This window comes from Myxacorys almedinensis A (genome assembly GCF_010091945.1).
Lineage (GTDB): Bacteria > Cyanobacteriota > Cyanobacteriia > Leptolyngbyales > Leptolyngbyaceae > Myxacorys > Myxacorys almedinensis.
On sequence record NZ_WVIE01000007.1, the window covers coordinates 94,318 to 115,380 of the forward strand.

Consider the following 21,063-nt stretch of genomic DNA (forward strand, 5'->3'; position numbering starts at 1 on the left):
CGTAAAACGCAAGTTTTGAGGTATAAGATTTGAGTGAAAGGATCGTCGCCAACATCTATGTCCCAACCCTCTGTCTCTTCCGACAATCGGCTCGATTGCCTAGAAGCGCTGATCTCTGGATTCGGTATCATCATGTCTCAAATTGTCGAGGAGCAGCGGCTCTCGGCTCAGCATCGGCGCGTCACAGAAGAACATATGCGTGCTACGGCTGAGCAACAGCGTGCCACAGAAGAAATTCTGCGCGCGACGGCTGAGCAACAGCACATCAATACGGCGCAGATCGCCTTTAATGGTGAGCAAATTGCAGCAATGAGAGAGCAATCTGCCGCCAATAGTGAGCAAATTGCTACCACTGGTGAGCAAATTGCAGCGATGAGAGAAGAATTTGCGGCGATGAGAGAGCAGTTTGCGATCGATCGAGAGGAACTTGCTGCCATGAAAGAGCGAAGTGATGCCAACGCCTATCAGATTGCTGCCAATACAGAAGGGATCGCCGAAGTGAGAATTCTACTGAGAGAATTTTTGGACAATCAGAGGCGCAACGGCTGAAGCAATGCAGACTAAACCTTCTCACTCTAAAACCCGGCTCAAAACTCGCTCTGTCAGATCCGCGACCCACTCTCCTTCAAGTGGGTTTCTCTTATCTCTCGCTGCAAATATTATTTTGGGAGCCACCTTGCTCGTGTGGTTTTTGGGCGATTCGTTGCTCGAAGTTCCGGAGGGGTTCACGTCGCAAAGTCTGCTCGATCGCTATGGAGACGAATCCGATGCCGCGTTTCCTGAACCGAGTCCTGCCCTTTCTCCCGCTCAAGCTGCCTCGGCTCCAAAATCTCCAACCCTTAATACTCAACCCTCAAATCAGCGCTTGAACTACGATCAGTGGATTGAAATTCTCACCAAAGAAGCAAAAGCGGCAGTGAAAAATAAGCCCGATCGCTTGATGGTGTTGGCAGGCGATTCGTTAAGTCTTTGGTTTCCGGCACAATTATTGCCAAACGAGTATCTTTGGCTCAATCAAGGCATTTCTGGAGAAAGCTCAACCGGGTTATTAAAACGGTTAAAGCTATTTGCCAAGACAAATCCTCAAGCGATCTTCGTCATGATTGGCATTAATGATTTGACCAAAGGAGTTTCCGATCAGGTCTTGCTCGATCGCTATTCGCAGATGCTGAAAGATTTGCGGCAGACCCATCCCAATTCAAAAATTGTGATGCAGTCGATTTTGCCTCGTGCCGATGAACCGCTCGTCACGGCTGATAGTCGGCAACAGTTGCTTAAAATTTCTAACGATCGCATTCGCAAAATTAATCAAAAATTAGCCGCGCTCTCGCACGACGCCGGAGCCGACTACCTCGACTTGCAGCCTATGTTTGCCGATGAGCAGGGGTTTCTCCGCCCCGCCCTGACCACCGACGGGCTGCACCTGAGTCAGCAAGGCTATTTAGTCTGGCGCGCTGCTCTTGGTGCCTTTAACCAGACCCATTTAACGAGATGATGCTGGGGTTGCGTGGCTGCCAAAATCGCCATAAGTTGAAGGAGTTCGTCTCAACGTTCTATGATCAAACAACGCAGGCTCTGTGCCGTACAGGGTTTGGGAGGACATAGTGCGTTTGAGGGGCAAACACGTGATGGATACGAAAGCGTTTAAGCGATCGCTCAACAGTTCAGATCATTATCACCGCAAAGGCTTTGGGCATGATGTCGAGGTTGCAGATGCGATGCAGTCTGAGTACCAGAGTGCTCTGATTCAAGAAATTCGCGATCATCACTATCGGCTCAAGCGGGGAGACGTGACGATTCGCTTAGCCGAAGCGTTTGGTTTTTGTTGGGGGGTAGAACGGGCGGTGGCGATGGCGTACGAGACGCGGCAACATTTTCCCACCGAAAAAATTTGGATTACCAACGAAATCATTCACAACCCGTCGGTCAATCAACGACTGCGAGAGATGAATGTGCATTTCATTGAGCTTGTGAACGGTCAGAAGGATTTTTCAGGGGTCTCAACAGGTGATGTGGTGATTTTGCCTGCGTTTGGGGCGAGTGTTCAGGAAATGCAGTTTTTGAGCGATCGCGGCTGCACGATCGTAGACACGACCTGCCCGTGGGTCTCCAAAGTCTGGAACACGGTTGAAAAACACAAAAAAGGGGATCACACGTCGATCATTCACGGCAAATACAATCACGAGGAAACGGTTGCAACGAGTTCGTTTGCCGGAAAATATCTGATTGTTCTCAATCTCAAACAAGCCGAATATGTGGCAGATTACATTCTTAAGGGCGGCAGTTCCGAGCGCCGCGCTGAGTTTTTAGAAACGTTCAAAAACGCCTATTCCGACGGATTCGACCCCGATCAGGATCTCGATCGCGTGGGCATTGCTAACCAAACCACCATGCTCAAGGGAGAAACCGAGCAAATCGGTAAACTCTTCGAGCGAACCATGATGCGAAAATATGGCACTCATAATTTAAACGAGCATTTTCTCAGCTTCAACACAATTTGTGATGCCACCCAAGAGCGCCAAGACGCGATGTTTGATCTGGTCAAAGAAAAGCTAGATCTGATGGTTGTCATCGGCGGTTACAATTCCTCGAACACGACTCACCTGCAAGAGATTGCGATCGAGCGAAATATCCCGTCTTACCATATTGATAGTGATAGCCGAATTAGCACCGATAATCGCATCGAACACAAGCCGCTTCACCGCGATTTAGAAGTTGTAGACAATTGGCTTCCTGAGGGCGAGATCGTGATTGGCGTTACCTCAGGGGCATCGACGCCTGACAAAGTGGTAGAAGCCGTTTTAGAGAAAATCTTTGCCCTTAAATCTGCGTCGCCTGCTTTGCAAAGGTAATGCTAGATGAGTAGACATACGTTATGCTCTATTGCTCTTGCAGTCTTGCTCTTTGTGCTTTGGATACCGATCGCCAGTGCTGCCCCCCTGCGCGATCGCATCTCCTCCTTTCCCGACTGGCACTCTAAGCCCCCCGTCAAACCCGCTAATCAAGACATCTTTTACCCCGATTGGCTCGCCGGAACCTGGCAAGTTAAAAGCACCCTTGTCGATTTAGTTGCTCCGCTTGCCCCCAGCATTGTCTCACCCGGATTCGACAGCAATCGTACTTACATTAATCAACCCGTTGTATTTAACGTTCGCTTTGCTAAACGAAATAATTCCTCATCGATTTTGTCTGTTCTTAACGTTTCCAAGCCAATATCCGTTGTGATTGCCGATCGCGCTTTCAATAGCTTAAATATTGCCCGTGCCTATCTTGATGATCCTTCAGAGCCTAGCAACACCGATCGCACCGTGCTGGCTGTCAAAGTTGATCCCACTTCTCCCAACAAGCAGATCACCCTGCTGCGAGACGGCTACCAACTCACCTCTACCATTACCGGACGCGCTACCGAAACTCCTAGTTCTAAAGAATTCATCACGACGGAAATCGTTCAGCAAGTCTTTCGTGGAACTGCACAGCCTTCCTTAAACCAGGTTGAAACGACAACCGCCTATCAGCATCACCCTACCCCGCCCACGATCGACGCCGATCAAATCACTGCTATTTACCTCTCGCCGCAAGACCCCAACTACTTTAAGGCAGGAGAAACGCCTGTTGCCCTCTATCGCTATCGGCTAGAGTTTTATCCGTCTCCGCCTAACCCTTAGGGTCAAACGATGAGGTCAGGCAAGGCGCACAGGGCGGTGAAAGAAAGCCGCTTGCCCAACAATGCCCTTCATCTAACGACACAACTTTGGGCGCTAAAGTAAACTTTGTTTGCGTTTGAGCGCTATCCCACTTTTCCGTTTGCTATTGTCAATAAACCGAACGGAAATCTAGCCAACGATTGCCGCTCAAAGCTAACTGATTCGCTGAGAATGCTGGTTGAGCAAGTCAAGCTCAATCTAGTAAGAATCCTATAGGTCAGTGCGACTGTTTCTCGCTAGGCTTCTCGGTTGAGGTTAATCCCCTTTTCACTATTCTGAATACGCTGAGTTAAACACCGTTTTTCAGTGGGTCTATTGAACCGTTTACCCAAGCATTTTTCGGCTTTCACAGGTTTGGTCTGCGTCTTACAAAACTCAATTTTAGGCTAAAGCATGAATCACTACTGCGATCAATGGATTTCTGACTGGTGCGCCGATAACGGCTGGACGGAGTGGTTTCGTGAGCGCTCTAGCTATTGGGCGTTTCCTCCAAATGCTGTGATGCCGGTGCCAATTCCACCTCCAGTATTGCGAGCCATCAAAGTTGAAAAGGGACTGAGTGTGGATGAGCGCCTTTGGTGTTTGATCGCGATCGCGGTTGTCGTTTTAGGAGTGCTGGGAACGTTTCTGTTAGCATCACCGATGCCATTGGTTGTGGCGTTTGTCTTCAGTGCGATCGCAGTGGCTCGTCTAGAAGACGATGAGATGCTAGATGTTCATCCAGAACTTTACTCTTAAGGTTTTCTTTAGTATTGCTAAATCGATGCTGCTGGTGTTCCCGTTCCCTCATCTTGAGAGAAGGGGAATTTGCTTTTTCCCCCATTAAAGCCATTTGTTAAGCTGTGTTTCAACTTCGAGGTTACTCTGCCCTCTGACCAAAACCTGCATGGTACGATGCTTTCGTAGCTTTTAATAAATGGGAGAAAACCTTTGGCACTACGGGTTGCTGTTGTGGGCGGCGGTCCTGCCGGGGCTTCTGCGGCAGAGACATTAGCGAAAGCAGGTATTGAAACGTACCTTATCGAGCGCAAATTAGATAACGTCAAACCCTGTGGTGGGGCAATTCCCCTCTGTATGGTGGCTGAGTTTGACCTACCAGAGAACATCATCGATCGCAAAGTTCGGAAGATGAAAATGATTTCCCCCTCTAATGTGGAAGTCAATATCGGTTCGACCCTCAAAGACGACGAATATATCGGCATGTGCCGTCGTGAAATTTTGGATGGCTTTTTGCGCGATCGCGCCATTGCATCAGGAGCCAAACTGATCAACGGCACCGTTCACAAGCTCGAAATTCCTTCGGGCAATGGAGCCTACACGCTGCACTACGCCGACCATTCCGATGGCAGCCTCGAAGGCAGTGCCCAAACCCTGCAAGTCGATCTCGTTGTGGGCGCAGATGGGGCAAACTCCCGGGTTGCCAAGGCGATCGATGCTGGAGATTATCGGTATGCGATCGCATTCCAAGAACGCATCAGCCTGCCCGATGACAAAATGGCGTACTACGAAGATTTAGCAGAAATGTACGTTGGTGACGACGTTTCGACGGATTTTTACGCCTGGGTTTTCCCTAAATACAACCACGTTGCCGTGGGCACGGGCACCATGTCGCCCAATAAGGCAGACATCAAAAAGCTGCAAGCAGGCATCCGGGCGCGGGCAGCAAAGCGGCTCAGAGGCGGCAAAATAATCCGTGTCGAAGCTCATCCCATTCCCGAACATCCCCGACCTCGGCGGGTTGTGGGTCGGGTTGCCCTAGTGGGAGATGCGGCAGGAACCGTCACTAAGTCTTCTGGAGAAGGCATCTACTTTGCCGCCAAGTCTGCCCGGATGTGTGCAGAAACGATCGTTGAGTTCTCTGATGGGGGTCGCCGCATTCCCACCGAAGCCGATCTCAAGGTTTACCTAAAGCGGTGGGACAAGATGTACGGCATCACCTACAAGGTGTTGGATATTCTACAATCGGTGTTCTACCGTTCGGATGCAACCCGTGAGGCGTTTGTTGAAATGTGTGCAGATATGGATGTGCAGAAGCTGACGTTTGATAGCTATCTGTATAAGACGGTCGTTCCCGCGAATCCGTTGACGCAACTGAAAATTACTGCCAAGACCATCGGCAGTCTAATTCGGGGCAACGCTTTAGCGCCGTAGCACCAGAATGATTGTGTTGTGATTTTCTAGATCCGATTTTCTGGATTCATGTGATCGCGATCGCGCCTCCATCAAGGTGCGATCGCTTTTTTATTCTTTTACAAACAAGCAATTCGAGCCAGCCTTGCTTCCCCTCCTGTAGCCTCTAATTAAAGGTTTAATGTTAAGTTTCGATTCGCTTTCACGCGGTAGATCCTAAGAAAATTGGAAGTAAATCCTACCTATTTGAAATTCTTCTTTAGGATACCAATACTGTCCTTATGATCTGTAAGGTTGCTCTGTAAATTGCTGCAAACGCATTAGCGGAGAATATCTACTTTTCACATTTATTGGGCAGCACTACCAGTACACCGAAACCTACTAAAGGAGGGGTTCATGACGATCGCGCTGGAAAAGCAACCGCATAGTGAGCATCCTTCAATTGACTCCCTAAACCCTTGTAAAAAGATCGGCATTCCTAAAGAGATTGTTACAAATGAATGCCGAGTGGCTGCCACTCCAGATACTGCAAAAATACTGCAAAAATACGGGTTTGAGGTATTAGTTGAATCGGGGGCAGGAGACGCCGCAAATTTTTCTAATGCTGCGTTTGAAGCGGCAGGTTGCCAGATCATTGCTGATACACAAACGCTGTGGGCAACCTCAGATTTAATTTTGAAAGTTCGTCCTCCCGCTTGGCATACTGGCTTAAATCAACACGAAACAGCATTGCTGCGAGAAAACGGCACGTTGATCAGTTTTATTTGGGCCGCTCAGAATGCTGAACTGGTGCAACAACTCGCCACGCGCAAAGCCACTGTTTTGGCGATGGATGCGGTTCCCCGAATCAGCCGTGCCCAGAAATTGGATGCCCTCAGTTCGATGGCAAATATTGCGGGCTATCGTGCGGTGATCGAAGCCGCAGAGCATTTTGGACGCTTCTTTACCGGGCAGATCACCGCCGCCGGAAAAGTGCCTCCTGCCAAAGTGATGATCATTGGGGCAGGGGTCGCGGGGTTAGCAGCGATCGGAACGGCGAGAGGGTTGGGCGCGATCGTCCGGGCGTTTGATACCCGCCCAGTTGTGAAAGAACAAGTCCAAAGCATGGGTGCAGAGTTTCTAGAGCTTCAGTTTGAAGAAGACGGCTCTGGGGAAGGAGGATACGCCAAAACCATGAGTCCCGAATTTATCAAAGCCGAGATGGATCTGTTTGCTGACCAGGCAAAAGAGGTAGACATCATCATCACAACGGCATTGATTCCGGGCAAGCAAGCTCCAACCTTGATCACGCGAGAAATGGTCGAGAGCATGAGATCTGGCTCTGTGATTGTAGACATGGCAGCAGAGCAGGGCGGCAACTGTGAAGTCACCAAACCGGGAGAAATCTACAAATATCATGGCGTGACAATCATTGGACTCACCGATCTGCCAAGCCGGATGGCATCGCAATCGAGCCAGCTTTATGGCAAGAATCTGTGCCACCTGCTAGATGATATGGGCAGAAACGAAAACTATCGCGTTGATCTCAATGACGAAGTGATTCGCGGGGCTTTGGTGGTGCATCAAGGAGAAGTGATGCCGCCGCCCCCCCGAACAGCGGCACCTCCTGCTCCCAAACCTGTCGCGGTTGACCCTGTGGCAATGCCTCAAGCCCGTCCGAAAACGCCTCAGTGGATTTGGGCAGTGCTAATCGGTGCGGTTTTAGTCGGGATTGGCGCGATCGCGCCTGCTTCGTTTCTCGCTCACTTCACCGTGTTTGTGCTGGCTTGCTTTATTGGCTGGCAGGTGATTTGGAACGTCAAACCCGCTCTCCATACCCCGTTGATGAGTGTCACCAACGCGATTAGCGGCATCATTATTATCGGGGGCATGCTGCAAATTTCCGGTGCGCCCACCTCGGCAACCACGATTTTAGGTGCGATCGCGATTTTTGTCGGAACCATCAATATTGCGGGTGGTTTCTTGGTGACACAACGCATGCTTAAAATGTTTCAAAAATAGGGAGAGGACGGATGATCGATAGTATTTCTAATGTTGCGTATGTGGCGGCAAGCGTCCTCTTCATCATGAGTTTGGGTGGCTTGTCAAATCAGGAAACCGCTAAAAAAGGCAACGTTTACGGCATTGCTGGAATGCTAATTGCCTTTGTTGCCACGATCGTTAGAAGTGACGTAACGGGCTACGGAATTTTGGCGAGTGTGATTCTTCCGGGAGCGATCGTGGGCGCAATTCTTGCCGCACGAGTCGCTATGACCGAGATGCCAGAACTGGTAGCGATGTTGCACAGTTTTGTAGGACTCGCCGCCGTACTAGTGGGGGTGGCAAATTACCTCAGCCCGCAGTCGCTGACCGGCGCGGAAGCCACCATTCACGAAGTCGAGATTTTCATCGGTGTCTTTATTGGCGCGGTTACGTTTACCGGATCGATCGTTGCGTTTGGAAAACTGCGGGGATTGATTGGCAGCAAACCGCTCACCTTGCCAGCGCGTCATGTCCTCAATAGTGGAATGCTGCTTGCCTGTGGTTGGCTGGGTCAACAGTTTCTTGGGGGAGACGTGCTGTCTGGGCTACAAGCACTGGTGATCATGAGCGCGATCGCAGGCGTACTTGGGCTTCATCTTGTCCTTGGCATTGGCGGCGCAGATATGCCCGTTGTGATCTCGATGCTCAACAGCTATTCGGGGTGGGCTGCTGCCGCCGCTGGGTTTATGCTCTCCAACGATTTGCTGATCATCACCGGTGCTTTAGTCGGAAGCAGCGGCGCGATTCTCAGCTACATTATGTGCAAAGCGATGAATCGATCGTTTATCAGCGTCATTCTCGGTGGCTTTGGAGCGGGCGGATCAACAGCGACAAAAGCGGTGATCGGCGAAGCAACCTCTATCTCCGTAGATGGCACGATCGAGATGCTAGACAACGCCAATAGTGTCATCATCGTTCCCGGTTATGGCATGGCTGTTGCCCAAGCACAGCATCCGATTTCTGACATCACGAAGCGGTTGCGCGATCGCGGCGTCAACGTGCGCTTTGGCATTCACCCGGTAGCAGGTCGCCTACCCGGACACATGAATGTCTTACTGGCTGAGGCAAATGTGCCCTACGACATCGTATTGGAAATGGATGAGATCAACGAAGACTTTCCTGAAACGGATGTGGTGTTGGTGATCGGGGCAAATGACACGGTAAACCCGAGTGCGTTAGAACCAGGAAGCGCGATCGCGGGGATGCCTGTTTTGGAAGTGTGGAAAGCAAAGCATGTGATTGTGCTAAAGCGCAGTATGGCAAGTGGCTATGCAGGTGTAGAAAATCCACTTTTCTACAACGAAAACACGCACATGCTGTTTGGTGATGCCAAGAAAAACGCGGATGCCGTGTTGAGTCAGCTAGGCGTTTTAGAACTCGCCAAATAACTCGCTGCCAGAACCCGACCTGTAGAAGAGTTTCTCGCCGCGCTTCCGAACCGAAGTTCGAGCCAATCAAAGAAAGTGTTCCGTCCAGACGGGCTGAAGAGAAGACCTGGGTTCGCTTTCAGCCTATTTGGGCGGGTTTTCCACGATTAGCCATAGAAGCAGGCTCCGCAGTGAGTGGTAGTCGAACTAGATTTTCGTTGTCGCGTCGAGGGTTGCCTAAAAAAGCAAATAGCGTTGTGCCGCTTTGGATAGCTGTAGCACCTTGCAGGTCTCAAGAAATGGCCCAAACTGCACGCTCGCAATCTCACCAGTTTCTCAGACCAAAGTTCTATCTTCACTCAGGTGAGGAGCATCTAGCCGAGCCGGAACATAAACCCGATCGACCCACTCATCGGTTGTCATCACTTGGCTGATCATCATTTGTTGAGCGACTAGGATCGAGCGGTGCATTTCTTCGCCCGTTACACTGCCCGCGCCGTTGCTGACGGGGAGCGTGCCCGTTGCATCCGAGAGAAATTCTACGGCAAAGTCTAAATGCATGGCTTGCCGTGCCGTTGTGTCACAGCACATGTGGCTCATATAGCCTGCAATCACGACGGTCTCAATACCGTGCGATCGCAGCCAAGCTTCTAATTCGGTTCCCGTAAAGCAGCCGGGGTAGTTCTTCTCAAGCTGCAAATCAGAGTGGCGATCGCCCACTTCAGGATGCAATTGCCATTCGTAGCTATCTCGCTTGAAAAATGGAGCATCGTCGCCAGCAAACGTATGCTGCACTAGAATGATCGGCATATTTTGCTGAACCGCAACATCCATCACCCGGAGAATGTTACTGAGATGGTTTGATGGGTAAGAAATCGGCAGTTTCCCAACAAAATACTCGTTCTGAACGTCAATCACCAATAGCGCTCTTTTCACTACGCCTTCTCCTAACCTGCAAATGAATAACCTATCAACAGTGTTAAGAAATTCAGCACTAACACCGTTGATAAATCATACACCGAGAGGAATACAGCAAAAGGCTGTGAGCGACACTTTGCCCATCAGAAAGTTATGGTATACTAAATAACTCAGTTTTTCGAGCTTAGTGTATCACCGCAGATAGGATGAGATGCATGTCGGCGTTGTTTTCGTCTGAAGCTCTGCAATACTTAGCCCTTCTGTAGGAGCCGGATCGTCTAAGCGGCGATTGCGACTGAGGTTGGGCGGCTCAGATGTAAGATGCAAAATTCCCTTGTAAATTAGATCCAAGATCGAGTCTTGGTTAGTCGCATTGGAATAAGCAACCCATTTGGGCTGGAGTTGATTGATGTCTTGTAGTAAGCGATACATCTGTTCGCTGATAGGGTAGGTTGTGAAATATGGGTTGTCTAGGGCAAACAACTCGATCTTGCGATCGCTGCTCCGAGGGCTAGTCTCTACCCGAAACCGAATATCAGGAGCCAACGATAAGAAACAATCGTGACTCTGTTCATCGTCGAGCAGTTGCCGTTGCTGAAAGTATTCTGAGATTTGCGAATGAATCGAGCACGCCGGATTGTGAATCGTTCGCGCGTAGTAGGAGCCTGTCTGAGACTCCTCGATCTGACAGATCAAAATGTAGCCAAAGTTGACCGCACTCAACCCCGCCTCATGGAAATTGTGTAACCACTGATCGAGTTCTGCGGTGTACTCTTCTGGCGTTTGATTGAAGGCGCTGTGGCAGTGCGGCACAGAGAACAAAATGTCATTGCGATCGGCGGTAGACAAGACCAACTGATGGGCCGCGCCACCGCGCCACCAGCGCTTAAGCTTTGCCTCGTATGCCGAAAGATTGACTAAATCAGTCACAATAAACAGCCGACCGTGGGGTGCAAGATGATTTGCACTTTCTGAGATGATCCGAGCGAGAATGTCTTCGCCCGTTGCCCCGCCATCTCTAAATCGACAGTCGCGAGACGGGCTAGGCACAAACGGAGGATTCGCCAAAATCGTGTTGAAATAGCCAGAGGCTGCCTCATACAAGTCGCCAAGATGAAACCGAATGTTATCAATTCCGTTAAGTTGAGCATTAAATCGAGAAAAGCGAATAGCGCGTGGATTGATGTCAACGCTGAGCACTTCTCTCGCATATCGGCTGGCAACCAACCCCTGCACACCAGAGCCACAGCAAAGATCTAAAACGCGGCTCACGGTAGACTGAGGTGCCGTATGAACTAGACCTAAACTGTCCATTCCGATATACATGACCGGATCTTCGCTCAGTTCATCTTCTTCAAGCATCAGGTAGCGGTGATCGGTGGCAATATACAATCCCACCACATCCACAATATCCACTCGCGATGCCCAGTTTTCCCCCCGACGGATCAGCAGCCCGATCTGACCAAGCAGAGAGAACAACTCCTCTCCAAATAGGGTTCGGAGTTTCAGTTCTGGTAGGGCACTCCGGAGTAGGAACAGCCGGATCAGATCAGCCAGGGCTGTTGTTGGCAGTCGATAGCGATCGTAATAGTGCAAGTAGGTCGGCTCAATCTGCTGCTGAGAGGTCACACCCAGCAATTGGCAGATGTTTGATTCAATATAGCCCGCTTGCTTGAGGCACAGGTAGAGCGATCGCAGGTGATGTCTGGCTGAGAAGCCCTCTTGCTCAAAAAACGCGAAGGTTTTTGCGGCAACCGTGGTTAGCGCAGAATCTGGATGCATCGGCTTTGAACTTGAGTGCTTCGGTTCTAGTCGATAAGAGCGCAGGTGTTGCTTTGCCCAATCTATTCGTTGCTCAAACTCAAACTGAGTCAACCGCATCTCGACCCGCAGTTGCCCTAACCCATCTTTTGAAGCATTCAAAACGGCTAACACGAGCTTGATTTCTTCAAAACTATAGCTAGAAGGCGGAACCTGCTGAGTGAGGTCTACTAACGATGAGCGACTTAACGGATCAAGCAGTAAGATGATGTCTCTTGAGAGTTTTGTCGAAAGCGGGCTGTAGAAAGGTGTTGCAGGAAAGAGAATGCTGGTTTCCTTGTACTGAGCGCCTTGCTCAGAGAGCATTTTCAATTCTTCTGATGACCAAGGACAGTGGGTTGTTTCCCCAAAAAACAGCGCTCGATCGAGGGTGCCCATCAGGGCTTCGACGCTGGGCATTGGGCTAGGGAGTCCGTGAGGAAGCGGACTTTCGGTGACTTTATCCAAATGCTGTTCGTAAGTTAGTACAGGAACGTGACGCTTGGAAATCCAAAAATTTTCGATCGCTAGATAGTCGATGTCTGTTCCTAGAAAGGTTGCGATCGCTTCCAATGGCGTTTCTACAATCGGCTGCCCTGCAATATTAAAGCTGGTATTGAGCAGCACGGGGACACCCTGCCGTTCCTCGACCAACTTGTAGCAGAGCCGGTAGAAATAAGAATTATCTTGCTCGGTTACGGTTTGAACGCGCCCTGTTCCATCGGTGTGGGTGACTGCCGGAATGCGATCGTAAAACTCTGGTTTAATGTCAGACACCAGCAGCATAAACGGGGCAGCAACGGGTTGTTCAAACACTTGAGCAACGGCTTCTAAGGGAATCACCGGAGCAAAGGGGCGAAACGCCTCTCGAAACTTCACCCGTGCATTCAAGATATCTTTCATGTGCTTGAAGGTCGGATCTGCCATGATCGATCGATGCCCCAGCGCTCTGGGTCCATACTCTGCACCCCCTTCAAACCGAGTCACAATGCTGCCTTGCGCTAACGCTTTAGCACTGCGATCGAGCAGTTCATCGGGGGTCAATTCTTCTACCACAATCGACTCTTGAAAATGGTGGACAGCTTGGGCTACCTGATCACGGCTGTAGCTGCGCCCCAACGTTGCTTGCGTAAGTTTAACTCGCTTCTGACCGCCGCCTACCGTGTGATACGCCCACAGTGCACATCCGGCAGCAATTCCGCTATCTCCTGCTGCTGGAAAGATAAAAATATCGTCTAAGTCAAGCTGTTTGAGTAGCTCGTAATTGGCAACCGAATTTAGCCCAACTCCGCCTGCAATGCAGAGTTTTCGCAATCCAGTTTGTGCGATCGCCAACCCCACCACATGCAGCAGCGCATCTTCTAATTCCTTCTGGACTTTGTAAGCCAAATCAACCAGGTAGGGACGCAGATAAGGTTTTCCTTCTCCGGTGTCATAGCGTTTTTCGAGAGCCGCTACTTCCAAGAAAATATCGTAGGCAGACATGCTGAGGCTATAGGAGTTCTCGATCGCGTGAATCCATCGATGCAGGTTTGGTTGCTCTCTGCCATAAGGCGCTAAGCCCATCAGTTTCCCGGCTTCAGCATGACGTACTTTATCGCTAATTCGCGTGACAAATCCAGCTTTGCGGGTGACATACTCATACACAAATCCTAGGGTTGAGAGACCTGCGAGATGGGCGGGCACTAGCTCACTATGCAGTGTTGTGATCGAGTCGCCTCGACCCGTGTAGAGAGTATACGATTCGGTTAGGTGTTCTGGCGTTGTGCTACCCGTTGCATCTACAGCCAAAATCAAGGCGTCATCAAATCCTGAAGTCCAGTAGGTTGAGTATGCATGAGCCAGATGATGACTGGGAATTCGCATTACCCTGTCGGTCATCTCTGCTGATAAGACCCGTCGCAAAATGTCGGGCGCATGATCATGCCCAGGCATATTGGCGGTGATAGTTGCTAGATCCTTTAAGCTAATGTTGCATGTGTCTAGGCAGTATCGCATCGCTTCTGCTGGGATTTGAATTTGGGATGCAACTCCTGGAGCATGCAGCATGTAACCCGGACTAAATTTGTGACGATCGAGCCGCTCTTGCTCAATCGCTGCAACAATCTCACCATCCTTGACAATTGCGGCAGAGCGCTCATGTCCCAGATTAATTCCCATGTGATACTGTGTCACGTTTTATGTCTCCTCAACCAATTCAATAAACTAATTAACCAGTTCAATCAACTAGAAATCTGACTCAAGTTTTTGTCTTATCAGTACTCAATTTCAGCGCTCAATTTCAGTGATAGAGAGCGATTGGAATTTGAATGAGAAACTCAGTACCTTTGTTTAGGGTTGATAAGCATTTCAAGACTCCACCGTGTCTTTCTACAATCATTTGATAGCTAATCGATAAGCCCAGCCCTGTCCCTTTACCGACCGGTTTTGTGGTAAAAAAAGGATCAAAAATTTGCTTCTGAGTCTCTTCGCTCATCCCCATGCCGTTATCGATAATGTGAATCGCGATGTGTTCTTCTGCAACGGGTTCTGTCCGAATCCGAATCGTAGGCGTGAACGTGGACTTTGAGTTTTGAGGACACGCTTCTGCTTCTTGAATGCACCGAGATATTACGGCATCGATCGCATTACTAATCAGGTTCATAAACACTTGATTGAGCGGTCCGGCGTAACATTCAACTAAAGGTAGATCAGCGTATTCTTTAATAATTTGAATGACAGCATTGCTCTCTGTGCCCTTCAAGCGGTTCTGAAGAATCATCAGCGTGCTGTCGATGCCGTCGTGAATATTAACCGGTTTAATTTCTGCCTCGTCTAGCCGAGAAAAGTTTCTCAGTGACAACACAATTTCGCGGATGCGTTCGGCTCCAACATTCATGGAGGTCATCAACTTTGGTAAATCTTCTAGCAAAAATGCCAAATCGATTCGTTCTAGTTCTACCTGAATTTCTGTTGGGGTTGGGTAGTGAACTTGGTAGAGATGGATCACATATGCTAACTCTTGAATGTATTCTTCGGCGTGGCTCAAATTGCCGTGAATAAAGTTGACGGGATTGTTAATTTCGTGGGCAATTCCAGCGACGAGTTGCCCCAAACTTGACATTTTTTCTGCATGTACCAGTTGAGTTTGAGTTTGTTTCAGTTCCTTTAAGGTTACTTCTAGCTGTTCAGCTTGTTGCTTCAATTTTTCTTGAGAATCTAAAAGGGTTGCTTCGGTTTGTTTGCGCTCAAGATTTTCGACCCGAAGCTGTTGAATTCTAAGTTGCAAGGCTTCATTTGCTTCTTTGAGAGCGGCTTGTGCGCGTTTGCGATCGCTAACATTTGTTAATGAGCCAGAGATCTCTCCTTGCTCTGCCGAGCGGGCTGACAACTCTAACCACACAATTTCTGCGGTTTGGTGATGAAATCGCAATTCTTGATTAGCCACAACTTGCTTATCAAGTAGTTGTGGTAATAGCTCTAGCCAAATCTCCCGATCCTCAGCGTGGAGAAAGTCGTCTAGGGAGCGGTCTAAGCACTCGGTAGAACTGTACCCTAAAGTTGCGCTCCAAGCTTTGTTGAGTAGCGTAAAATTGCCAGCGCGATCGCACTTAAATACAATTTCTCGCAAATTCTCAACTAGCTCTCGGTATCGCCGTTCTGATTCTGAAAGCTGCTCAATCAAACGGTATTGAATCTGCGTGTGCAGTTCGTTACCTGCTAAAAATTCTGATGTCATAATCTACAATTGGTGCGATTTGTGGCAAGGCTAAACGTTAGTGAGTAGAGCACAAAATTAAAGTTTGAAAACCTGCTGTGTGGAGGCTCAGCAAAGGTATTTAAAGTAGGCAGCACCAACCCTTTTATCTGACTTATGTTTTGCTAGAGCGAATTTGATGTTTTGTGCAAACGACCAGCAAAAAATAGAGCAAACTTTAGTCATAACTCGGTAGCGAATCAGCCATGAAAAAGGTTGACCATTTAATTGTTAACAGCAGACTTTAATAACTGAACATTGGCATACCAATGACAGAACGATGGTTAAGCAGGAACCACAACTTCTAACGCATTGAGCAACTCTATGTGAGTCATCACCTCTGCGTACAATGCAAAAATACTGTTGCAGTAAAACCCTTGTTCAAGAACAGTCCGGGCTGATGTGCAGTCAGACAAAACAGTAACTTGATACCCTTTTTCACGAGCCGCCCGCCCTGTTGAGTCAATACAGATAGACGTAACTGCCCCTGCCAGCACAATATTTTTAATGCCATTTTGCTGAAGAACTTCTTGCAAATTGGTATTAATAAATGCATTGAATCCCCGCTTGCCAGGAACTTCTAAAATGCGATCAGCAAAGGGCTGAATTTCAGCGATCGTTTCTGAACCAGATTGCCCAACCTGAAATGCACCGACTTCTTTGATTGTCTTTAGAATGCCAACCGGCTCGATTAACTCTTCGTAGTTAGGTGTGAAAAAAATAGGAGTTGTAACAATCAATGCTGGAGTGAGCGCAAGACACTCTAGCAAATGAACAGTATTAGCAACCACATTAGTGACTCTAGACGATTCCTCAATCACCCCATGCAAGATTCCTTCAGATGAGAAGTAATCGTTTTGATAGCCAATTAAGACGAGCGCAGTTTGTTCAGGTTTCATCAGTGTATTTACTAAGTTAGCAAAGAAATTAGGCGCGATTTGTTCCTAAAATTACTGAGATTGCATTGCAGTGCTTGGTTTTGATGTTTGTGTAACATTTGAAACCGAAGTAAATATTCCCTTTTCAACGCAAAATAGTGCAGATTTTGTAAACTGCCTTTCATTGCTGTTATAGTGCCCATTTGAAGAGGAATTATTCAGTAATTTTTTAAGTGGATTCACTTAAATTTTTCGCCCAATTTTTGTCGTAAATAAATAAAATCATATCTGCATTTCCAAGGCTATAGGCTTGATAAGACTTAAGTTTAAATGTTCTAAAAAACACAAGCTAAATTAATCGTTTTACTGAACTTCATCCATAATGAATTGACTGTAGAAAAACCTAAGCATGTCGTGTGGGATATTACCATGAGCAAGAACCGAGGCAAGGCGATCAAAATGATGGGGCTAGTCTGCCTAACAGCTAGTAGTTTCTCGCTCATACCTTCTGCGAGAACCAGCGCATCTGAACCGAGTCTATCTATACTGCAAACTGATTTATTCAGTCGCGATCGCACCTTTAATGTGCAAGGGGTTTCTGACATCGAAGAACAGGCTGCGCCAATGGAGCAAGTGACCTCTGTTTCTCAACTATCTGATGTGCAGCCAACCGATTGGGCATTTCAAGCACTGCAATCACTTGTTGAGCGCTATGGCTGCATTGCAGGGTATCCAGACCGGACGTTTCGTGGAAATCGGGCGATCACCCGTTACGAATTTGCAGCAGGCTTGAATGCTTGTCTCGATCGGGTGAACGAACTAATCGCAGCGGCAACGGCTGATCTAGTGCAAAAAGGAGATCTGCTAACTCTCCAAAAATTGCAGGAAGAGTTTTCTGCGGAACTAGCTACTTTGAGAGGGCGAGTGGATGTCTTAGAAACTCGGACGATCGCGCTAGAAAAGCAGCAGTTTTCGACTACGACAAAACTAACTGGCGAAGCAATTTTCAGTTTGGCGAGTGCTTCTGGTGCCTACCCAGGTGGCAATCTAGCTTTTTTCAATAACACAAATCCGGTCAACCAAACTCAACCCACACCAGGGCGAGATGCTGAAGTAGTGTTTAACAACCGCGTCCGCCTCAATTTAGTGACCAGTTTCTCAGGTCGAGATCAACTCATTACTGGGCTACAAGCCTACAATTTTGGGGGCGGTCCAAGCAGTGTGTTTAGGAGCAATAGCGGCAGTCTTGCCGGAACTTTGGGATACGGAGATGTTATCTTTGGCAACGCTAGCAATCTTAGCCTGGCTTACACGCCTCAGTTTCCCACCGTCAACCCACAAGACTTTGCCTCAACCGGGAACAACGCCATTAGTCTCTACAAACTGCTGTACATTTTTCCAGTTGTCAACAAACTGACGGCATTTGTTGGAACAAACGCAGAAGTATCGGATGCGTTTCCGGCTATTCTCCCGTTTGCTGGGGAAGGGCAAGGAGCAGTTTCTCGCTTTGGTAGTCTTCCGGTCTCGCAGCGAGTTTCATCGGGTACATCGCAGACGGGATTGGCAGCAGCAGCAGGATTGATTTGGAATATTTCAGATACTTTCGATTTTCGGGCACTGTATGGCAACGTGACGGCTCCGCTTCCGGGGGATGCAGGCTTTTTTGGCACTCCGCTCGGCGCAGGCGTTTTCAAAGATAGCTACATTCTGTCTAGCCAACTTACGATCAAACCAAGCCAGAAGCTAGACATTGGTTTGAACTATGCACATAGCCATCACAAGATTAATATTTTGGGCACCGGATTAGCATCTGCTGACTTTGGCACTAATTTGTTCAATCCAACAGCAGCAGAACTCACGACGGCCGGTGGCTCAGCGCTGGTTGCGATCGTAGATCAACCGATTCATCTCAATACCTTAGGTGCAACAGCCGCGTTCCGCGTTACGCCTTCGGTTACCTTGGCAGGTTCAGCAACCTATATTTTCAGTGAACTTGAAAATGTAGACGCCTCTACCAATTTTTTAAGTTGGCTTGTTGGGGTGCATTTCAAGGATGCAGTGAGCAAAGGCAGCACAGCAGGACTTTTGTTTGGTAGACCGTTGTCGCGGGTCAGCACCGCAGGAAGAGCCTTTTCGCCGGAAGACGCAACGCCGTATCAACTTGAAGGATATATTAACTTTCGATTAACCGACAACCTTAGCATTACACCTGGTATCTTTTTTATCTTCAACCCAGAAGGATTTAGAGACAACCCAACGGTAACGGTTCCTGTAGTGCGAACAACATTCACATTCTAGGCTCGCACTTTAGCACGCCTATGGCTTAGCGCTAACATACCTATTGCTAAAGCGGTTGAACAATAGGTGAGTTGACCAAGCGCTGAGAAATTGCTAGAGAGGGTTCAAATCAATTCAAATAACGAACGGTGCAGAGAAACCTACAGCCTTAGTAGCTTTGCCTACACCGTTTGTCTTTCCATGTTATTAGCAGTCTTTCTACTAATGATGGTGATGATGTCCACCGTGATCGTGAGAGTGATCATGATGCTTGTGAGAATGAGCCACAGCCAGCGCAGGATTCACGGCAACGGCGTGTTCAGATAGAAGAGCTTCGATTTGGGGATGCGCCCAATCTGCCGTCATCTTCAGAAATTCTGGATTGTCGTTGACACAGGGCATCTGAATATAGGTGAGACTTGGATGCTTGCGACGCAGCCCATGAATGATGTGGTCTACATCTAGCAAGGTCTCATGGTTTTCGGTAGCAAAGCCAATCGGCATAAAGATCAGCGCTTTTGCTCCCAATTCGATCAAATTTTTGGCGGCAAGGTCGGCGTTGGGTTGAGTCCAGTCGATCAGCGGTGTTTGGTGATTGAGCCAACCAACTGAGATTAGAGGATAGCGATAGATCAAGCGATCGCGCACCTGATCGTATAGCGCCTGACTTTCGGTGATGCCCGATGTAAAGCCTTTAGCCTTGTGCGGACAGCCGTGATTCATCAAAACAATACCAATTTCAGAGGGTAGATACGCTTGAGCAAGCTTCTCTTGAATCTGGTCTTCGACGAGCTTTGCCATCAAATCGAGATATTCAGGCTTGTCAAAAAACGAGGGGATATAACGTGTGCCTTTCAGCCAATGGGCTTCTCCCTCATCGGCTAATTCTGCTAGAGCTTTGTTCACCTGCTCAACTGCGATGCCGCTAGTGAAGATCGAATCCACCACAAGCAATGGATAAATCAGCAGCTTATCAAACCCTTGAGCTTTGATTTCAGTTAACACTTGATTGGGCAAGAACGGCTTACAGAAGTTAAACGCTTTGAAGACTTGGACGCGATCGCCCCACTTTTCTTGCAGCGTTTTCTCGACCCCTGCCCGTTGCTGCTCAAAAATGGCGTTGTGCGGCGAGATAAAATGATCGTGCTGATGGCTCCATTCATGGAGATCGAACATGGCCAGAAGCTTTGCCAAAGGAGGATAAATCCAAGTTGGAACCGGAGCAAACTTGGCAGTGAGCAGGTTGAGGGCTTGCTCGTTGTAGTTGGCAAAATCTTCGTAGCTTTCAACTTCGCCATAGCCCATCAGCAGAACGGCAACTCGCTCCGTTCCATTTGAAGCACTCTTATCCGATTGATGCAGTTTTTCAGGCGTTGCAACCACGTCGCTTTCCTCGCTTTCTTATCGCTGATATGACTCCGCAGCACTTTTTGATGGCGGTTTACAGAGTCGTCCGTTTACCAGGCTAACATCCCCTACCGGGGGATGGAATAGAGAAAAATTCTTTTGTTATTAAAATATGTCTAGAGAAAGATGGGAGTAGGAGAGAACGGACGCCTGCGGCAACCCAGCACAAGGAGGAATGAGGGATGAAAATTATCGTGTGTCCAGGAATGCATTCGCCGAGGTTGACTGACACGTTTATCGCAGGGCTAGACCGACCTGAACAAACGTTCGTAATCTTTCCGAGCGATCGGCTTCCGGTCTATTCTCCCCATCATATTTTAGAATTTCTTCAGCCTCATCTTTCTCAGGGGCTACCCCTGCTTTGGATTGGGTTTAGTGCAGGAGTGGTGGGTGCGATCGCGGCGGCTACCCAATGGCAAACTCAAGGCGGGATCACTCGGTCGCTCATCGCGATCGATGGGTGGGGCGTCCCTTTGTACGGCAATTTTCCGATCTATCGCCTCAGTCACGATTACTTTACGCATTGGAGTTCGGCTCTGTTGGGTAGGGGATCGGAGAGCTTTTATGCTGATCCCCCTGTGGAGCATCTCGATCTGTGGCGTTCCCCTAACACTATTGCAGGGTATTGGATTGCGTCTCCTTCTGATCCATCTGATATGAATAGAGATAGTTTATCGACCTGTTCATCGACCACGGCGGCTGCGTTTGTAGCAACTTTGATTGACCGCTACACCGACTAAACGCCACAGTAAACGCCACAGTAAAATTTCGTGATTTCAATCCACAAAGCGCCCAAACATTAAACGCATTTTACAACCTGTGAT

Annotated in this window: 15 protein-coding genes; 10 read left to right on the top strand and 5 right to left on the bottom strand. The window is 48.6% G+C overall.

Annotation, left to right across the window (positions count from 1 at the left end; genetic code table 11):
• Nucleotides 1-57 precede the first annotated feature (57 nt).
• The 8 genes from GS601_RS07800 (at nucleotide 58) to pntB (ending at nucleotide 9,244) form a co-directional block, all read left to right on the top strand.
• Nucleotides 58-549 (top strand): hypothetical protein, encoded by a 492-nt coding sequence (locus GS601_RS07800; protein WP_162422703.1) that lies wholly within the window; start codon nucleotides 58-60, stop codon nucleotides 547-549.
• 4 nt (nucleotides 550-553) lie between these two features.
• A complete protein-coding gene (locus GS601_RS07805; RefSeq protein ID WP_162422704.1) occupies nucleotides 554-1,495 on the top strand; it encodes a GDSL-type esterase/lipase family protein in 942 nt (313 codons plus the stop codon).
• Between the two features lie 133 nt (nucleotides 1,496-1,628).
• Nucleotides 1,629-2,852, top strand: coding sequence for a 4-hydroxy-3-methylbut-2-enyl diphosphate reductase (locus GS601_RS07810; RefSeq protein WP_162422813.1), 1,224 nt, complete (start codon nucleotides 1,629-1,631; stop codon nucleotides 2,850-2,852).
• A 6-nt stretch (nucleotides 2,853-2,858) separates the two neighbouring features.
• Entirely contained in the window at nucleotides 2,859-3,665 is an 807-nt protein-coding gene (locus GS601_RS07815; protein WP_162422705.1) for a DUF6816 family protein, read from the top strand.
• Nucleotides 3,666-4,097: 432 nt separating this feature from the next.
• Nucleotides 4,098-4,442, top strand: a complete 345-nt coding sequence (locus GS601_RS07820; RefSeq protein ID WP_162422706.1) for a slr1957 family protein — start codon at nucleotides 4,098-4,100, stop codon at nucleotides 4,440-4,442.
• A 192-nt stretch (nucleotides 4,443-4,634) separates the two neighbouring features.
• Entirely contained in the window at nucleotides 4,635-5,855 is a 1,221-nt protein-coding gene (gene chlP, locus GS601_RS07825; protein WP_162422707.1) for a geranylgeranyl reductase, read from the top strand.
• 375 nt (nucleotides 5,856-6,230) lie between these two features.
• Nucleotides 6,231-7,835, top strand: coding sequence for a Re/Si-specific NAD(P)(+) transhydrogenase subunit alpha (pntA, locus tag GS601_RS07830; protein WP_162422708.1), 1,605 nt, complete (start codon nucleotides 6,231-6,233; stop codon nucleotides 7,833-7,835).
• An 11-nt stretch (nucleotides 7,836-7,846) separates the two neighbouring features.
• The gene (pntB, locus tag GS601_RS07835) at nucleotides 7,847-9,244 is read left to right on the top strand and encodes a Re/Si-specific NAD(P)(+) transhydrogenase subunit beta (protein WP_162422709.1); all 1,398 of its coding nucleotides are present in this window, start codon (nucleotides 7,847-7,849) and stop codon (nucleotides 9,242-9,244) included.
• Nucleotides 9,245-9,559: 315 nt separating this feature from the next.
• Here the strand turns inward: pntB and GS601_RS07840 are convergent, their stop codons facing one another.
• The 4 genes from GS601_RS07840 to GS601_RS07855 all read right to left on the bottom strand — a co-directional run bounded on the left by GS601_RS07840 (nucleotide 9,560) and on the right by GS601_RS07855 (nucleotide 16,576).
• Nucleotides 9,560-10,159 carry an isochorismatase family protein gene (locus tag GS601_RS07840; RefSeq protein ID WP_162422710.1) on the bottom strand — a complete coding sequence of 200 codons (600 nt, stop codon included), beginning with the start codon at nucleotides 10,157-10,159 and terminating at the stop codon, nucleotides 9,560-9,562.
• Nucleotides 10,160-10,333: 174 nt separating this feature from the next.
• A complete protein-coding gene (locus GS601_RS07845; RefSeq protein WP_338016990.1) occupies nucleotides 10,334-14,116 on the bottom strand; it encodes a carbamoyltransferase C-terminal domain-containing protein in 3,783 nt (1,260 codons plus the stop codon).
• A 106-nt stretch (nucleotides 14,117-14,222) separates the two neighbouring features.
• Nucleotides 14,223-15,659, bottom strand: coding sequence for a PAS domain-containing sensor histidine kinase (locus tag GS601_RS07850; RefSeq protein ID WP_162422711.1), 1,437 nt, complete (start codon nucleotides 15,657-15,659; stop codon nucleotides 14,223-14,225).
• A gap of 302 nt (nucleotides 15,660-15,961) precedes the next feature.
• Entirely contained in the window at nucleotides 15,962-16,576 is a 615-nt protein-coding gene (locus GS601_RS07855; protein ID WP_162422712.1) for a cysteine hydrolase family protein, read from the bottom strand.
• Between the two features lie 408 nt (nucleotides 16,577-16,984).
• On the opposite strand from GS601_RS07855, the gene GS601_RS07860 reads away from it, so the two are divergent.
• On the top strand, nucleotides 16,985-18,853 hold the full coding sequence (locus GS601_RS07860) for an iron uptake porin (RefSeq protein ID WP_238393147.1): 1,869 nt from the start codon (nucleotides 16,985-16,987) through the stop codon (nucleotides 18,851-18,853).
• 201 nt (nucleotides 18,854-19,054) lie between these two features.
• Here GS601_RS07860 and GS601_RS07865 read toward each other — a convergent pair whose 3' ends face one another.
• Nucleotides 19,055-20,215 (bottom strand): ferrochelatase, encoded by a 1,161-nt coding sequence (locus GS601_RS07865; RefSeq protein WP_338016991.1) that lies wholly within the window; start codon nucleotides 20,213-20,215, stop codon nucleotides 19,055-19,057.
• 206 nt (nucleotides 20,216-20,421) lie between these two features.
• Between GS601_RS07865 and GS601_RS07870 the strand changes: the two genes are divergently transcribed.
• The gene (locus GS601_RS07870; RefSeq protein ID WP_162422713.1) at nucleotides 20,422-20,979 is read left to right on the top strand and encodes a hypothetical protein; all 558 of its coding nucleotides are present in this window, start codon (nucleotides 20,422-20,424) and stop codon (nucleotides 20,977-20,979) included.
• The last annotated feature ends 84 nt before the right edge of the window (nucleotides 20,980-21,063 follow it).

What these genes read in the sequence shown, in the direction of transcription:
- GS601_RS07855 (WP_162422712.1), bottom strand. Translation starts at nt 16,576, where the DNA reads ATGAAACCTGAACAAACTGCGCTCGTCTTAATTGGCTATCAAAACGAT.
- GS601_RS07805 (WP_162422704.1), top strand. Translation starts at nt 554, where the DNA reads ATGCAGACTAAACCTTCTCACTCTAAAACCCGGCTCAAAACTCGCTCT.
- pntA (WP_162422708.1), top strand. Translation starts at nt 6,231, where the DNA reads ATGACGATCGCGCTGGAAAAGCAACCGCATAGTGAGCATCCTTCAATT.
- GS601_RS07860 (WP_238393147.1), top strand. Translation starts at nt 16,985, where the DNA reads ATGAGCAAGAACCGAGGCAAGGCGATCAAAATGATGGGGCTAGTCTGC.
- GS601_RS07850 (WP_162422711.1), bottom strand. Translation starts at nt 15,659, where the DNA reads ATGACATCAGAATTTTTAGCAGGTAACGAACTGCACACGCAGATTCAA.
- GS601_RS07810 (WP_162422813.1), top strand. Translation starts at nt 1,629, where the DNA reads ATGGATACGAAAGCGTTTAAGCGATCGCTCAACAGTTCAGATCATTAT.
- GS601_RS07800 (WP_162422703.1), top strand. Translation starts at nt 58, where the DNA reads ATGTCCCAACCCTCTGTCTCTTCCGACAATCGGCTCGATTGCCTAGAA.
- GS601_RS07815 (WP_162422705.1), top strand. Translation starts at nt 2,859, where the DNA reads ATGAGTAGACATACGTTATGCTCTATTGCTCTTGCAGTCTTGCTCTTT.
- GS601_RS07870 (WP_162422713.1), top strand. Translation starts at nt 20,422, where the DNA reads ATGAAAATTATCGTGTGTCCAGGAATGCATTCGCCGAGGTTGACTGAC.
- pntB (WP_162422709.1), top strand. Translation starts at nt 7,847, where the DNA reads ATGATCGATAGTATTTCTAATGTTGCGTATGTGGCGGCAAGCGTCCTC.
- GS601_RS07820 (WP_162422706.1), top strand. Translation starts at nt 4,098, where the DNA reads ATGAATCACTACTGCGATCAATGGATTTCTGACTGGTGCGCCGATAAC.